This is a genomic window from Curtobacterium uvaldense (genome assembly GCF_028307415.1).
GTDB lineage: Bacteria > Actinomycetota > Actinomycetes > Actinomycetales > Microbacteriaceae > Curtobacterium.
Window position 1 is genome coordinate 80,982 of sequence record NZ_JAQMHU010000008.1, and the last position, 15,483, is coordinate 96,464.

A 15,483-nucleotide genomic window follows, 5' to 3' on the forward strand; every position below is an offset into this window, starting at 1 on the left:
ACCCAACCCCGCCACGCGCCTCCCGGCCGACACTCCACCGGACCCGACCGGCGTGCCCACCCAGCCACACGCCCGGCGTCCGTCATCCCCCTCCCACGCACCGTCTCCCCGAACGGAACCACGATGTCGCAGCAGCACAGCGAGCTCTCTGCACAGCAGCAGCTCGAGGCCTACGGCTACAAGCAGGAGCTCAAGCGCTCCGTCTCCACCACCGACCTGCTCGTCTACGGGCTCGTCTTCATGGTGCCGATCGCCCCGTGGGCGATCTTCGGCACCGTCTACAACGCCTCGAGCGGCATGGTGCCGCTCGTCTACCTGGTCGGCCTCGTCGCGATGATCTTCACCGCGCTCGCGTACGCGCAGATGGCGAAGTCGATCCCCCTCGCCGGCAGCGTGTTCTCGTACGTCGGTCGCGGCATCCACCCCACCGCCGGGTTCTTCGCGGGCTGGGCGATCCTGCTCGACTACCTGCTCGTCCCGACGCTGCTCTACGTGTTCGCGGCCGAGAGCATGGTCGGCATCTTCCCCGGCACGCCCCGTTGGCTCTGGGCGCTCGTGTTCGTCGCGATCAACACCGTGATCAACCTGCTCGGTGTCTCGTCCCTCAAGCTCGCGAACCGCATCTTCCTGCTCATCGAACTCGTCTTCGTGGCGATCTTCGTCGTCATCGCGATCGTCGCCCTGACCGGCGGCACCGTGCCCGGCGCCTCGTTCAGCACCGACCAGGTGTGGGACCCGTCGAAGGTGTCCGCACCGCTCATCGCGAGCGCCCTGTCGATCGCCGTGCTGAGCTTCCTCGGCTTCGACGGCATCTCGACGCTGTCCGAGGAGTCCACCGGTCGCCGCGGTGGCGCCGGACTCGCGATGGTGCTCGCACTCGTCATCGTCGCGTTCCTGTTCGTGCTGCAGACGTGGCTCGCGTCGGCGCTGGCGGGCGGTCGTGACTCGTTCCCGGAGGGCGAGGCAGGGAACGCGTTCTTCACCATCGTCGAGCAGGCCTCCTCGAGCGGGTGGGCGACCGCGTTCTTCGCCGTCAACGTGCTCGCCGTCGGCATCGCGAACGCCATGGCCGCCCAGGCCGCGACGAGCCGCCTCCTCTTCTCGATGAGCCGCGACCGACAGCTGCCCGCCTTCCTGCACAAGCTGAACGGCAGGCTCGTCCCGCAGAACGCGATCATCGTCGTCTCCGTGCTCTCCGCGATCCTCGTGCTGTTCTTCGTCGGGCAGATCGACACCATCTCGTCGCTCGTGAACTTCGGCGCGCTGTTCGGCTTCATGCTCCTGCACGTGTCGGTCGTCGTGCACCACGTCGTGAAGGGGAGGTCCCGCAACTGGCTGCTGCACCTCGTCGTGCCGCTCATCGGTTTCCTGATCATCGGCTACGTCCTGCTCAACGCCGCCGTCGAGGCGAAGGTGGGCGGCATCGTCTGGCTCGTCGTCGGCGCCGCGGTGTTCCTCTACTACCGCCGGACCGGCCGCTCGACCGAGGTCGGGTCGGAAGAGCCCGGCACACTGGGCGAGGGGTCCGTCGGCGGCCTCGACACCACCACCACGGAGAAGGGCCACCGATGACCACCCCCGACCACTTCCTGTCGAACACCCTGGGGCGACCCGGGTTCGCCGCCGACCGGGAGCCGGTGCTCCGGATCACCCCGGGCACCGGCGAGACGATCGGCTTCGAGACCACGGACGCCGTCTACGCCGAACTCGACGAGCACCACGACCTGGCGCAGCTGCAGGCACCGATCAACCCGGTCACCGGCCCCGTCTGGGTCGAGGGTGCCGAGCCCGGTGACGTGCTCGCGGTGCACATCCACGACATCCAGCTCACCACCCACGGGTGGTCGGTGTCGCTGCCGGGATCGGGCGCGCTCCAGCACGTCATGCCCGAGGGCGTCTTCGCCCGCCGCTGCCCGATCGAGGACGGTGTGGTGCACGTCACCGACCGGCACGCCTTCCCGGCCCGACCGATGATCGGCTGCATCGGCGTCGCACCGGCATCGGGGACGAACTCGACGATCATGCCGGCGTACGCCGAGGGCGGGAACATGGACGTCACCGAGGCGCGTCCCGGCTCGACCGTGTACCTGCCGGTCCGGGTGCCCGGTGCCCTGCTGTCGATCGGGGACATCCACGCGATCATGGCCGAGGGCGAGTCGTCCTTCGTCGCGATCGAGGCGCAGGGCACCGCGATCGTCTCCGTCGACCTCGTACAGGGCGGTCGGCCGATCCGTGCGCCGCGCATCGAGACCGCCGACGAGTGGCTCTTCGTCGGGCTCGGCGACCCCGTGCAGGAGAGTGTCCGACGCGGCTACGAGGACGCGTTCGCGTTCCTCGTCGAGGACCACGGGTGGACGGCCGAGGACGCCTACGCGGTGCTCAGCGCGGTCGGCGACTCGAAGCTCGGCGGGCCGACCGGTTCCGGCGACCCGGACCCGCTGCACCCGTTCGCAGCGGTCGGGGCGGTGACCCTGCACCGGGTGCCGAAGGCGGTCCTGTAGCGGACGACGGACGGGAGGCGCAGGGCGGGGCCGCCACGGGCCTCCCGTCTGGTGGTCCCCGCGGCATGAGCGTGCCCGGTCGTGCGGACCGGCCCGTGGGCCGACCGCGTGCTCAGTCGTCGCCGAGCACGACCGACGGATCGTCGACCTCGGCATCCGGCGGCGCCGACGCCGTCGGCTCGGGCACGCCGTTCACCGGTGGGTCCCACGCCGCTGGGCGACCTCGCCGGACCGCGGTCGGCCTGCGGCCCGCGCCGCGGGCTCGGGCATCGCCCGCCACACCTGTCCCCAGACCTGCTCGTACTCGACGCGGGACACCTGCCCGCGACGGACGGCGTCCTCGACCAGGCAGAGCAGGTCGAGCGAGGCCTCGAGGAGCCGGACGTCGCCGTGCACCTCCGGCTGACCGTTGCCGTGGAACACCGTGATTGTCAAGCGTCTGACCCCGGGACGCACGCGACGGGTCACCCTGGTGAGCAGGACGGGACCGGCGGCGTAGAGCAGGACGGCGACGACGAGGCCGACCGCCGGCACGCGGTGCAGCGCCACGACGAGTGCGACCGCTACGAGTGCGCCGGCCGCACCCCAGACCTGGAGCGCTCGGAGCAGCAGGAGCTCGCCCGCGGTGGTCCCCGGGGCGTGCACCTCGAGCGTGCGCCCGCTCCACAGTGCGCGGGAGACGGGCTGCACGGTGCACCGGCCCCACGGGTGCCACCCGGTGCGCCGTGTCGGGAGCGGTCGTCGGTCTCGGTTCGTGTCCACGACGACCAGCCTGTGGCGGACTGTTCGGGGCCGAGCCGGTCCTGACGGCGTCCTGACGGCTCGGACCGGATCCCGTACGACGTCCTGACGCTGCGACGTCGGGCCTGCGTCGTCCGTCCTCCGCCCGCTACCGTTGCCGGATGGACGACCACGCCCTCGCCGCTGCCCTCGTGACCGACGCCGCCCGGCTCGCGGCCGACATGCGTCGGGACGGGACCGACGCGGACCGGAAGACCTCGGCCGCCGACCTCGTCACCGCCGCCGACCGCGCCGCCGAGGACCTCGTCCGTCGGATGCTGCTCGAGCACCGCCCGGACGACGGGGTGCTCGGCGAGGAGGGCACCCGGTCCGAGGCGACCCACGGACGCCGGTGGACCGTCGACCCGATCGACGGGACGTTCAACTACGTCGCCGGCCTGCCCGCGTGGTGCAGCGCGGTGTCGCTCGAGGTCGACGGCGTGCTCCGGGTCGGTGCGGTCCGTCGTCCGCTCGCCGACGAGACGTGGGTGGCGTCGGACGGGGTGACGACCCGTGACGGCGAGGCCGTGCCGCCGGTGCAGGACGTGACCCTCGCCGCGACGAGCGTGGCGACCTTCCTCAACAGCTCGCACCTGCGCGCCGCCGAGGCGGCGCCCATGACGGCGCTCCTGGCAGCGGCGGCAACGGTCCGGATCAGCGGGTCGGGGTCCTGCGACCTGGTGGACGTCGCAGCGGGCCGCATCGGCCTCTGGGTGCAGACCGACTGCGCCGACTGGGACTGGCTCCCGGGGCGGGCGCTCGTCGAGGGCGCCGGTGGCGCGGCCACCGTCGTCCGGGCCCACGGGCACGACTGGCACCTCGCCGGAGCCCCGACCGCGGTGCGCGAGGCCGCCGAGCTGCTCGGCGCCTGAGCAGCACCCTGCGCGGAGGGGCGGCACTGCCCGAAGCCGCCTCCTCCGCACCGCCCGGTGCACGTCGTCGTGAACCGGGCGCGTCCTCGGTGGTACCCCCACCGAGACGTCCGGCCGTCAGGCCGTGGCCTGCAGGCGGTCCTGCTCGTCGACCGCGATCTCCACCGTGCCGGACGCGGACGGTCGGCCGAGCGCACGGTGCTCCCAGCCGGCCGCGCGGTACGCGTCCGCGTCGAGCGCGTGCCGGCCGTCGACGATGCGTCGGTGGTGGACGAGCGCGCCGAGGTCGTGCGGGTCCACCGTGCGGAACTGCTCCCACTCGGTCAGCAGCACGACCACGTCCGCATCGATCACCGCCGCGGTGAGCGACGGCGCGTACCGCAGGGTCGGGTAGGCGCGCGCGGCGTTCTCCATCGCCTCGGGGTCGTACACGGTGACGACGGCACCCGCCTCGTCGAGCATCCGTGCGACGTCGAGCGCCGGCGCATCGCGGATGTCGTCGGAGTTCGGCTTGAACGCCGCGCCGAGCGCCGCGATCCGCTTGCCCGCCAGGTCCCCCTCCGCCATCTCCGTGACCAGGTCGACGGTCCGCTGGCGGCGGCGCAGGTTGATCGCGTCGACCTCGTCGAGGAAGCGGACCGCCTGGCCGACACCGAGCTCCTGCGCCCGGGCCGAGAACGCGCGGATGTCCTTCGGCAGGCACCCGCCACCGAAGCCGAGGCCGGGCTTGAGGAAGCGGCCGCCGATGCGGGTGTCGTGGGACAGGGCGCTCGCCAGGACGCTGACGTCCGCACCGGCCGCCTCGCAGACCTCCGCCATCGCGTTGATGAAGGAGATCTTCGTCGCGAGGAACGAGTTGGCGGCCACCTTGACGAGTTCCGCCGTCGGCAGGTCGGCCACGACCAGCGGCGTCCCCTCGTCGAGGACCGGGCGGAAGGCTGCACGCAGCTGCGCCTCGGCCCACGCCGTCTGCACGCCGAAGACGAGCCGGTCGGGGTGCAGCGTGTCCTGCACGGCGTAGCCCTCGCGGAGGAACTCCGGGTTCCAGGCGACCTCGACCTCGGTCCCGGCGGGGGCGACCTCCGCGACGAGCGCGGCGAGCCGTTCGGCGGTCCCGACCGGCACGGTCGACTTCCCGACGACGAGCGCGCGGCGGTCGATGTGCATCGCGAGCTCGCGGAAGGCGGAGTCGACGTACGTCATGTCGGCGGCGTGCGACCCCCGCTGCTGGGGCGTGCCCACGCAGACGAAGTGGACGTCGCCGAACTCGGCGGCCTCGCGCAGTGACGAGGTGAACCGCAGCCGACCGGACGCCAGGGCCTGCGCGAGCTGCTCGGGCAGGCCGGGCTCGTGGAAGGGCACCCGGCCGGACATCAGCGCCTCGACCTTGGCGGGGTCGACGTCGACGCCGAGGACCTCGTACCCGAGGACGGCCATCGAGACGGCGTGGGTGGCGCCGAGGTACCCCGTGCCGATGACGGTCAGGCGGGGCTGGTGGGCGACCGGCGGCATCGCGGTGTCGGGGATGGGTGTGACGGAAGCAGACATGGGAAGGGCTCGCTCTCGGGTCGCGAAGGGTGGGTGGTGACGGACCGCGGTGGCCGTCGGGTGTCAGTCGGTGCAGGCCGTGGTGCTGAACTCGTTCGAGCCGACCACGGTGTTGTCGCAGGAGACGGTGTTGCCCTCGACGGGTCGGAGGGCGAACGCGACGCCGTCGGTGTTGCCGAGGTCGACGCGGTTGTCGGTGAAGGTGTTGTCGGTCCCCCAGCCGGACAGCAGTTCGTGGGTCTGGAAGCCGTCGAGCGGTGAGCGGACGCCCCGGTTCCCGGTGACGGTCCACCCGTTCCCCTTGACGTCCACCCACGAGTCGGCGTGGTTCTCGCCCTGCATCCCGACACCGTCGAAGGAGTTGTCGGAGAGGGTGCCTCCGGTCGTCCCCTCCTTGATGTCGACGTTCTCGGCAGCGGTGTCGGCGATGGTGTTGCCCGTGACGACGTTTCGGTCGCTGCGGTCCTCACGGCAGTCCGAGACCTTGCACCAGTTGCTCTTCGAGGAGCCGATGTAGATGCCCTCGCCGAACTGCGGCTTCCGGAGACCGGTCCTGCTGACGCTGTTGCCGCGGACGGTGTTGTCGCTGCTGTCGGCGCGCAGGTGGATCCCCTCGTCACCGATGTCGGTGACCGTGAGGCCGTCGACCGTCGAGTGCTGGACGTCGTCGAACATGACGCCCTTCTGCCCGTTGCGGACCGTGAACCCCTCGAGCCGCCAGTAGGACGCGCCGTCGAGGTGCAGGACGTACCCGCCCTCCACGTCGCCGCCGTCGAGCACGGCGTCACGCGGGCCGCACAGCGTCACGGGTGCGTCCGACGACCCGGCCGCGGAGGCCTCGAACCGGCCGGTGTACGTGCCGGACGCGAGCCGGATCACGGCCCCTGCTCGAGCGTCGTCGAGTGCCTTCTCCAGCGCCTTCGCCGTGCTGACCGTCGTCGTCGCGGCGGCCTCGCACCGGGCCGTGTCGACCGGGGAGGCCTGTCCCGTCCCGGCGTCGGGCGATCCCGTCGCGGTCGCGTCGGGCGTCGCACGGGTGTCCGGGACACCGTTCGGCGTCGCGGCGGGGGTCTGCTCGACGCTCGGCGTCGGCCGGGGGCGAGCGGCCTGCTCGTCCCCCCGGTCCGCACCGCTCGTGGCGGCCCACACACCGCCGACCACCAGCGCTCCGACCGCCAGGCCCGCTGCGCCGACGACGAGGTGTGACCGCAGGCGACGGGGTCGTCGCGTCACCGGTCAGCTCCCCGAGGGTGCGACCGCACCCGGCTCGGCAGCGTGCGTGCCGCGGCCCGCCACGGGCGGGAGACCGAGCGAGGCCGGGTCCACCGCGCCGCGGGTGTAGCTGGACAGCGGTGCCTGCTTCGCGTACGGCAGCTCGCGCTGTCCCCGACGTCGACGTCGTGTCCCGCCGATCGCCGCGACCAGCACCACCGTCAGCAGCAGGAGCCACAGCACCGTCAACGGTTGGAACACCGCGCGCAGGGTGACGAGGAACGGTTTCGTCGACTGCCACTCGACGGTCGTGTTGCCCTGCTGGGCGGCTCCGTCGGACCGGGCGAGGTCGATCGCGCTCGGCCCGCGACCGTCCACCGTGTTGTTCTCGACGGCCGTGCCACCCACCGCCCCGACCATCGTGACCCCGTGCACGCGGGCATCGTCGATCGCGTTGTTCGTCACCGACGAGGACGCGCTGTCCCGGACGTACACGCCGATGTCCGCGCCGTCGACCGAGTTCTCGGAGACCTCGGTGCGACTGGGCCCGTCGAGGACGGCGATGCCGTTCTGCGACGAGTCCTTGACCACGTTGTTGCGGACGACCACGTCGTCGGCGTCGTGCCGGACGACGATGCCCATCTCGTTGCGTGCGACCGTCGACCCGCTGATCCGGACGTTCTTCCCGCCGATCACCTCGATGCCGTAGCGCCCGTTGCCCGAGCTGTTGCTGTCCGAGAGCGCGTTGTTGCCGTAGGTCGTCGTCGGCATGCCGGCCGCGTTCGGCCCCGCCGCGAGCCCGCTGCCGTTCAGCGTGATCCCGTTGCGACCGTTGTCCGAGGCGGTCACCTGGCTGAGGACGATGCCGGTCGACGCCCGCGTCATCTTCACGCCGTCCACCGCGTTGTCCGTCGACCGGACCGACGTGAACGTCGAGTTCGTGACGTAGCGGTGCAGCACGAGGCCGTCGATGAGCGAGTGCTCCACCGTGGCGTCCGACATCGTCACGCCGTCCGCGCTCGTCAGGAAGAGGCCGTAGGCGTTCCCGTCGAAGGCGACGTGCTGCACGAGGGCGGACACGTAGCTGTAGCCACCGGCGCTCGCCGTGGCGCTGCCGCTCTTCGGGAGCTCGCCGGTCGGCAGGATGGCGTTGCCGAAGACGTCCTTCGTGGTCCGTTCGGTCTTGCCCTGCTGGTCGCCGGAGGCCTGGTCCAGGGTGGAGAGGTTCGTCCCGGTCAGGGAGACCCCGCCGGTCGTTCCGCTCCAGAAGCCCAGGTGTGAGAACGCCGCGTACTGCAGGGTCGCGGTCCCGCCCTGGACCCGGACGTACGCTCGTCCGTCGGAGGTCTGCTGGTCGACCCGCCCTGCCTGCGGGTCCCAGGCGTCGATCGTGACCGGAGCCTTCGCCGAACCGACGACCTGCAGGCTGCCGGCCTGGGTGACGATCGACACGAAGCCCTCGTGGTTGCTCGCGAGGTGGATGCGCAGGCCGTCGGGGCTCGCGAGTCGCAGGGTCGCGCCGTTCTCGACGACGATGTTCTCGCTGAGCAACCAGGAGCCGTCCGGCTGCTTGACGAACGTGGACGGTGCGAGCCGGGCGAGGTCGTCGACGGTGTACGCCGCACCACGGGCGACGAGGACGAGCGTGTAGGACGAGCCCGTGGCGAGCCGGTACGGCTGCGAGACCGCGAGGCCGCTCCACCGCGCCGCCGAGGCCAGTGCACGGACGTTGTAGATGCGGTCGTTCTCGGCCGTCACCAGCCGGGCCTCCTTGTCCGGGTCGCCCCCGTAGGGTCGTCCCGTCACCGGGGCCGTGGCCGCGGACGCCGTCGCCGCGACGGCGGCGGTGGGCACGCCGAGGACACCCGTGAGCAGGAGCCCGGCACCGACGAGCAGCCCCGCGGCGAGCCGCGGCGTCGTCTTCGTCAGCGCGCTCATGCCGCGACCGCCTGGTCGTCGGAGGTCGCCGCGACGGCACCCTGCGGCAGGACGACACCGGGTGAGGCCACCCGGCGACCGGTCGTCGTCTCCGGCTGGAGGGTCCGAGCCTGCTGCCCGTCACCACCGACCTGGTCGGCGTGCCGGGTGAGCCACCCCTGCTTGTTCATGGTGACGAACGAGTACACCTTGATCGGCAGGGCGACCGCGATCACGACGAGGGCGAGCATCGGCAGCACGAGCAGGTCGAGCGGGTGGCGCTTGAGGTTCGAGACCCCGCGCACCGCACGGCCGAAGAGCAGCCAGCCGATGGTGAACAGGACGCCGACGGTGCTGAGCTCCAGGCGGCTGAACAGCAGGTACCACATCGTGATGCCCATCGTCACCGGGGTCAGGATGATCTGCAGCACCGTGATCTTCGTCACGAAGGGCACCCGCCAGACCCACCCCTTGGCGATCGCCGTCAGGTACGTGCGGTAGGAGTTGCGGCTCCAGCGGATGCGCTGCTTGAAGAACGCCTTGCCGCTCGCCGGGAACATCGACAGCGCCTTCGCCGACGACTGGTGCACGGTCTTGTAGCCCGACGCGATGACGAGCCACGTCAGACGGCCGTCGTCCCCGGCGATGCACCGGCGGCCGAGGAAGAACTCGTTCTCGAGGTTGTCGAGCACCGGCAGCACGGCGGAGCGCCGGTAGGCCGCGGTCCGACCGGACAGGATCGGGACCGCACCCGCCGCGCCCATCGCCGGGACGTAGTTGAAGTACCGCAGGTTGACCAGCCAGTCGGCGATGATGCGCCAGATGCTCGAGTTCCGCTGGTAGACGTTCTGCTGCGTGCCGACACCGCCGACGCGCTCGTCGACGAAGGGCATCTGCACGGCTTCGAGGAGACCGGGCTCCCACGAGGTGTCCGAGTCCACCAGGACCAGGACGTCGTACTTCGCCCGACGGATGCCCTCGCCGAGCGCGCTCCGCTTGCCGACGTGGTGGAACAGCACCGGCTTGACGGTGGGGTCGCCCACCGCCACGATCCGGCGGTACGCCTCGGTGTCCGCCACGTCGAGGACGATGATGATCTCGTCCGGGTGCTGCTCCCGCCAGGAGTCGAGGCAGCGGAGCAGGATGTCCGGGTCCTCGTGGAAGGACGGCACCACGACCGAGGTCGTCGTGCGGAAGCCGTTCTCGACCGGACGAGCGCGCGCCGAGAGCACGACGCGGTAGAGCCACAGTGCCCAGACGATGATGCCGGCGATGCCGATCGGGAAGTACTTGAGCGCTTCGTGACCGAAGGCGGCGATGTTGTCGAGCACGACCTGGGTCGAGGTCTGCGACGCGAAGAGGACGAGCGGGTGCATGAGGTCGGGTCCTTCGTGCGGTGTTCGGTTTCGGGTACGGAACACGACACTCGGCAGCACCGCACGACGGCACGCCGCGCAGGGTGACGCGGGAGCCGCCTGGGTCAGCGGTGCGGAGAGGGTCGGGACAGCGCCGGATCCCCCCGTCGCTGCATGTCGCCAGCCCGGATCGGGGACCGTGGTCCCACTCCGACGCTGAGCGTTGGGCTGAACGTACTCTCGGGTGTGTCGCACCACAAGCACAGGGGAACCGCATTGCGGTCTTGCGGGATTCCGTAGCGGGGTGCTCCGCCGTTGCGGTGCGGTCCGGTGGGGTGCCGCACCGCACCGGACGGGAGGAACGCGGCGGTCCCGCCGCGCGCCTCCCGTCCGTCACCGGCAGGTCGTCTCCCTGCGCGGGGACCGGGCGGCGTCCCCTCGGCGGGCTGCAGCGCCCGCAGCGCGTCCGCGCTCCGCTACAGTCGGGCCTGTCTGCTCGACCCGGGTCGGAGCAGGACCGCACAGCACGACCCCCGTGCACGGCGCGGTGACCGAGGGGTGGGACGTCGTGGCGCGTGCAGGATCCGACGAGGAAGGCCAGGGGTCGCGGGCACCCGCGGAGAGCGGACCCCCGCGTCGCCGCCGCGCAGCTCGCGCCGCTGCGCTCGCCCTGACGATCGTCACGTGCGCGGCGGTCCTGGTGGGTGTCGACACGCTCGTGCCGAGCGGCGACCCTGCCGGAGCCGGCACCGCGGGGCGCGCCCCCAGCGTCACCGCGACGAAGCTCACCGCGACCAGCAGCGTCACGGCGACCCGGACGACCGTCCGGACGACGCTGCGCTTCACGAACCACTCGACGACCCGCAAGCCGGCCCGCGACGCCTGGCTCTCGCTGACCGCCGGCAGCCGGCAGTACACGCTCGGGCACGTCGGGATCCCGTCGCTCGCTGCCGGGGCGAGCACGACCGTCCGGGTGTCGCACCGGGCACCGGCACGCGCACCGGCCGGGACGTACGCCGTCCGCGCCTGCACCGGTGCGTACGCGGCGGCCGGGTGCCGGGCGTCGGCCGCCTCGGTCAGGACCGGCCGATCCGCGCCCGCACGACCGACCACCGGGGTGATGCTCGACGTCGCTCGCGCGTACTACCCGGTCCCGCTGATCGAGCAGTACGTCGACCTGCTCGCGGACGACGGTGGGCGCTTCCTGCACCTCCACCTGACCGACGACCACAACGTCGGCATCGAGAGTGCGGTGCTCGGGCAGACCACGGCGAACGCCGACCTCGAGGACGGCGTGTGGACGAGCCGGGTCACGGGCCGTCCCTTCCTCAGCGCCGCGCAGGCACGCGAGATCGCCGACCACGCGGCACGGCGCGGCATCACGATCGTGCCCGAGATCGACACCCCGGGTCACATGGCAGCGGCGTTCGCCCTGCTCGAGGCCCGGCACGGTGCGCGCTGGGTCGACCGGATCCGAGCCGACGAGAGCGAACTCGACGTGACGGCGCCGGCGAGTGCCCGCCTCGCCGCAGACCTGCTGCGCGAGGTGACCCGGACCTTCCCGGCCAGCCGCACCGTGCACATCGGCGGCGACGAGTGGGGCGACGACGCCACGGCGGCCCAGCGGGTCGGGTGGTTGAACACGATGGCCGCCGCCGTCGGTGACCGGGAGGTCTGGGCCTGGAACGACGGCATCGACCGGGCCGTCGTCGGACGGCTGGACCCGCGCATCCACGTCACGTACTGGAGCTTCGACGGCGACACCGAGGACCCGGCGGAGCGCCGCGACCGCCGAGCCCACCGAGCCGGCGCGGACGACCTGGCGGCGGTGGGGACCGACCTGCTGAACTACGACTCCTACTACCTGTACGAGGTGCCGACCGACCTCGACCCCGCCGACAGTGCGTACACGGCGGCCGACCTCCGGGCCCACTGGTCGTTGCGGACGTGGGACGGTGACTCCGGGTCGCGGCTCACCGCACCGATGTCGGGCGCGGCGGTCGCGATCTGGGGCGAGGACCTCGCGTCGCCGCCGTCGGACGCGCTGTTCCGGTGGAGCGCGCCGCACGTGCTCGCGATGCTCGAGACAGCGGGGTCCTGACGACTGGCCGACCGGGCGGCGGGACGGTGTCGGTGCCACGCTGCGGGGGCGGCACCGACACCGGTCCTACTTGATGCCGGTCGACGCGATGCCCTGCACGAACTGCCGCTGGAAGGCCAGGAACACCACCAGCAACGGGAGCACGGTCACCGTCGCGATCGCCATCACGGCCCCCCACGGGGAGCTGAACGCCGGGTTGTTCGTCAGGGTCGAGAGCGCCACCGGCACGGTGAGGTTCTCGTTGCCCTGCAGCACGACGAGCGGCCAGAGGAAGTCGTTCCACCGGGTCATGAAGCCGAGGATGACGAGGACACCGACCAGCGGCCCGCACGACGGCAGCACCACGCGGAAGAACGTCTGGAACTCCCCCGCACCGTCGAGTCGAGCAGCCTCCATCAGCGCGTCCGGGACGCCGAGCATGAACTGCCGGGCGATGAAGATCCCGACGACGTCGAACAGCGTCGGCAGGATCACCGCCCACGGGGAGTCGACGAGCCCCATCTTCGCGACGACGAGGAAGCTCGGCACGATCGTCACCTGGATCGGGATCATGATCGTGACGAGGAACGCGGCGTAGAGCAGACCGCGGCCGAGGAACCGGAACTTCGCGAGCGCGTACCCGGCCATGAGCGACACGACGACGCTCAGCGCGGTGCCGAGGCTCGTGATGAGCGCCGAGTTGCCGAGCCACCGCCACACCGGCTGGGTGCTGAACACCTGGGCGTAGTTGTCGAACGAGGGCTCTGCGGGGAACAGGTAGAACGAGCCGCTCTGCGACTGCCCTCCGGGCGTGAGCGCAGACACCACCATCCAGTACAGCGGGAACACCATCACGACCGCCAGTGCGGTGAGGACGGCGACGAGCAACCACCGACGCGGGCGGTGACGTCTCCGGGCGCGCGCTGCGGCCGAACGACCACGGGTCTCCAGGACGGCCATCAGAGCACCTCCTCCGCCTTGCGGTCGGCCCGCTGCCGCAGCAGCGTGAACACGAGCAGGATCGCGACCAGCACCAGTCCGAGGGCTGCCGCGTAGCCCATCCGGGCGTCGATGAACGCCGACCGGAACACGTACTGGATGAGCACGGTGGTGGAGAAGCCCGGACCGCCGCCGGTCATCACGTAGATGACGTCGAACGCCTGCAGCGAGAACACCACGTTGAGGATCGTGAGGATCGACGTGGTCGGTCGGAGGAGCGGCCACGTGATCGTCCGGAACCGGGCCCAGCGGGACGCCCCGTCGATCGCCGCGGCCTCCTTGAGCTCGGCGGGGACGGACTGCAGCGCACCGAGGTAGATCACCATGCAGAACCCGATGCGGGTCCACACCACGACGATCACCAGCGTGGCCATCGCCCATCCGGGAGCGGTCAACCACGGCGACCGTCCCAGCCCGAGGGCTTCGAGCAGGTTGTTCACCACGCCGTAGTCGCCGTTGAAGATCCACGACATGACGACGCCGACGACCACACCCGCGGCGACCATCGGGACGAAGAACAGCGCACGGAAGACCCCGCGACCCGGCAGCGGTCGGTTGAGCGCCACGGCGAGCGCGAGTCCGATCGCCATCGACGTCGGGACGGTCCCGATCGTGAACACGAGCGTGTTCCGCAGCGCGGTCACGATCAACGGGTCCGAGCCCATGGAGACGAAGTTGCCGCCCCCGATCCACTCCCCGTCGCCGATCGAGGTGCTGCTGTCGCGCAGGCTCAGCAGGACCGCGATGACGATCGGGACGAGCGAGAACGCCAGGAAGAGCAGTCCCGCGGGACCGACGAAGACGTACGGGACGAAGCGGCCCCGTCGCGACCGGGTGGGCCGTCCGGCGCGGAGCCCGCCGGTCGGCGGCCTGGTCGTCGCCGGGTGCACCGGCGCGGTCTCAGTTCGCAGTGACACTGCGCATCGCCCCCATCATCTGGTCTGCTGCGTCCTCCGGGCTGAGCTGCCCGAGGAGACACAGGTCGAGGTAGTCGGCGAAGACCGCGTTGAGCGATGCGAAGTACTGCCCGCTCTCGGCCTTCACCATCGACAGGGGGATCGTCGCGCCCTGGTCGATGAACTGCTGCATGGTGTCGGAGTGGGTCGCGTACCCGATGTCGGCGGCGTCGAGGGACTTCCGCGCCGGCAGCCAGTTGCCGTCGTGGCAGAAGCGTTCGACGTTCGCCCGGCTCGTGATCATCACGACGAGTTCCGCTGCGAGCTCCGGGTACCGGCTCGACTTGGTGACCGCCAGGGCGTTCCCGCCCAGGTCGCTCGCCTCGCCGGTGTTGCGCACCATCGGCGCGGTGCCCCAGTCGTCGGGCATCTCCTCGTCGAGCTGTGCCATCGGCTCGGGGTTGTTGAGCATCATCCCGATCTGCCCCGTCATGAAGAGGTTCCGGGCGACGTCGCCGCCGCCGGTCTTGCTGAGGTTGCCCGTGGTGGCGAGGCCCTCGGCGTACCACTTCCGTCCGAACTCGAGGGCACCGATCGCCTCGGGGGTGTCCATCGACGGGGTCGCTCCGTCCTCGCCGAGGAAGGCGCCGCTGTTCTGGTACACGAAGGGCAGCCACCGGTACGCGGTCTCCGGTCCGCTCCAGCCGTAGCCGAAGGCGTACTTCCCGGTGACCTGCTTGACCTCGCGGGCGACGTCGAGGAACTCGTCCCACGTCCAGGCGTCCGCGACGGCGGTCGGCGGCGTGACGCCGATGCGTTCCATGACGGTGCGGTTGTAGTAGGTGATGAAGTTGTCGGTGTGCTGGAACACCCCGTACACGCCGTCGTTCCGAGCGCCGATCGCCCAGAACGGGTCCGTGTAGTCGGCCCGGTAGTCGGCGGGAACCTGCCCGCTGATGTCGACCAGGCTGCCGTTGGCGGCGTACCGACCGATCTGCTGCGGGGTGATCCGGATGATGTCCGGGGCGAGGTCGGCGGCGAGGCGGGTGATGAACCACTGGTGGAACTGGCCCGTCGTGACCTCGACGGCGACGCTCGTGCCGGGGTGCGTGGCGACGAACTCGTCGGCGATCGCCTGGTAGCTGGTGATGTCGGTCGGGATGTTCCAGGTCGACAGGCGGATGTGCTTGGTGCCGCCGTGCGCGGCGGTCCCCTGCCCCGCGCAGGCCGCGAGTGCGCCGGCCATGGAGATGCCGGCGAGCGCGAGGAACCCCCGTCTGGCCAGCTGGGGGGATGGTCGGGTCGGCATGGTCCTCTCCTTCG

At 71.4% G+C, this 15,483-nt stretch carries 12 protein-coding genes; 4 read left to right on the top strand and 8 right to left on the bottom strand.

Going from position 1 to position 15,483, the window contains the following annotated elements; all coding sequences use genetic code 11:
• Positions 1 to 123: 123 nt before the first annotated feature.
• The gene (locus tag PIJ49_RS06850; RefSeq protein WP_245171083.1) at positions 124 to 1,572 is read left to right on the top strand and encodes an APC family permease; all 1,449 of its coding nucleotides are present in this window, start codon (positions 124 to 126) and stop codon (positions 1,570 to 1,572) included.
• Positions 1,569 to 2,501 carry an acetamidase/formamidase family protein gene (locus PIJ49_RS06855; protein WP_271826165.1) on the top strand — a complete coding sequence of 311 codons (933 nt, stop codon included), beginning with the start codon at positions 1,569 to 1,571 and terminating at the stop codon, positions 2,499 to 2,501. Before PIJ49_RS06850 ends, PIJ49_RS06855 begins: the two co-directional genes overlap by 4 nt.
• A gap of 192 nt (positions 2,502 to 2,693) precedes the next feature.
• Here the strand turns inward: PIJ49_RS06855 and PIJ49_RS06860 are convergent, their stop codons facing one another.
• Positions 2,694 to 3,263, bottom strand: coding sequence for a DUF6611 family protein (locus tag PIJ49_RS06860; RefSeq protein ID WP_271826166.1), 570 nt, complete (start codon positions 3,261 to 3,263; stop codon positions 2,694 to 2,696).
• 140 nt (positions 3,264 to 3,403) lie between these two features.
• On the opposite strand from PIJ49_RS06860, the gene PIJ49_RS06865 reads away from it, so the two are divergent.
• Positions 3,404 to 4,153 (top strand): inositol monophosphatase family protein, encoded by a 750-nt coding sequence (locus PIJ49_RS06865; protein WP_271826168.1) that lies wholly within the window; start codon positions 3,404 to 3,406, stop codon positions 4,151 to 4,153.
• A gap of 117 nt (positions 4,154 to 4,270) precedes the next feature.
• Here the strand turns inward: PIJ49_RS06865 and PIJ49_RS06870 are convergent, their stop codons facing one another.
• The 4 genes from PIJ49_RS06870 to PIJ49_RS06885 all read right to left on the bottom strand — a co-directional run bounded on the left by PIJ49_RS06870 (position 4,271) and on the right by PIJ49_RS06885 (position 10,206).
• Positions 4,271 to 5,701, bottom strand: a complete 1,431-nt coding sequence (locus tag PIJ49_RS06870; protein ID WP_200884143.1) for a UDP-glucose dehydrogenase family protein — start codon at positions 5,699 to 5,701, stop codon at positions 4,271 to 4,273.
• A 63-nt stretch (positions 5,702 to 5,764) separates the two neighbouring features.
• On the bottom strand, positions 5,765 to 6,934 hold the full coding sequence (locus PIJ49_RS06875) for a right-handed parallel beta-helix repeat-containing protein (protein ID WP_271826169.1): 1,170 nt from the start codon (positions 6,932 to 6,934) through the stop codon (positions 5,765 to 5,767).
• A gap of 3 nt (positions 6,935 to 6,937) precedes the next feature.
• Complete coding sequence (locus PIJ49_RS06880) at positions 6,938 to 8,851, bottom strand: right-handed parallel beta-helix repeat-containing protein (protein WP_271826170.1); 1,914 nt, start codon at positions 8,849 to 8,851, stop codon at positions 6,938 to 6,940.
• The gene (locus PIJ49_RS06885) at positions 8,848 to 10,206 is read right to left on the bottom strand and encodes a glycosyltransferase (RefSeq protein WP_209682738.1); all 1,359 of its coding nucleotides are present in this window, start codon (positions 10,204 to 10,206) and stop codon (positions 8,848 to 8,850) included. The genes PIJ49_RS06880 and PIJ49_RS06885 overlap by 4 nt, the downstream gene beginning before the upstream one ends.
• Before the next feature lie 514 nt (positions 10,207 to 10,720).
• Between PIJ49_RS06885 and PIJ49_RS06890 the strand changes: the two genes are divergently transcribed.
• A complete protein-coding gene (locus tag PIJ49_RS06890; protein WP_271826171.1) occupies positions 10,721 to 12,286 on the top strand; it encodes a family 20 glycosylhydrolase in 1,566 nt (521 codons plus the stop codon).
• 66 nt (positions 12,287 to 12,352) lie between these two features.
• On the opposite strand, the gene PIJ49_RS06895 is transcribed toward PIJ49_RS06890, so the two are convergent.
• Genes PIJ49_RS06895 through PIJ49_RS06905 form a run of 3 tightly spaced genes read right to left on the bottom strand, consistent with a single transcriptional unit; the run spans position 12,353 to position 15,469 of the window.
• Entirely contained in the window at positions 12,353 to 13,225 is an 873-nt protein-coding gene (locus tag PIJ49_RS06895; RefSeq protein WP_271826172.1) for a carbohydrate ABC transporter permease, read from the bottom strand.
• Positions 13,225 to 14,181 carry a carbohydrate ABC transporter permease gene (locus PIJ49_RS06900; protein ID WP_209682743.1) on the bottom strand — a complete coding sequence of 319 codons (957 nt, stop codon included), beginning with the start codon at positions 14,179 to 14,181 and terminating at the stop codon, positions 13,225 to 13,227. Before PIJ49_RS06900 ends, PIJ49_RS06895 begins: the two co-directional genes overlap by 1 nt.
• Entirely contained in the window at positions 14,165 to 15,469 is a 1,305-nt protein-coding gene (locus PIJ49_RS06905) for an ABC transporter substrate-binding protein (protein WP_235426583.1), read from the bottom strand. The genes PIJ49_RS06900 and PIJ49_RS06905 overlap by 17 nt, the downstream gene beginning before the upstream one ends.
• Between the last annotated feature and the right edge of the window lie 14 nt (positions 15,470 to 15,483).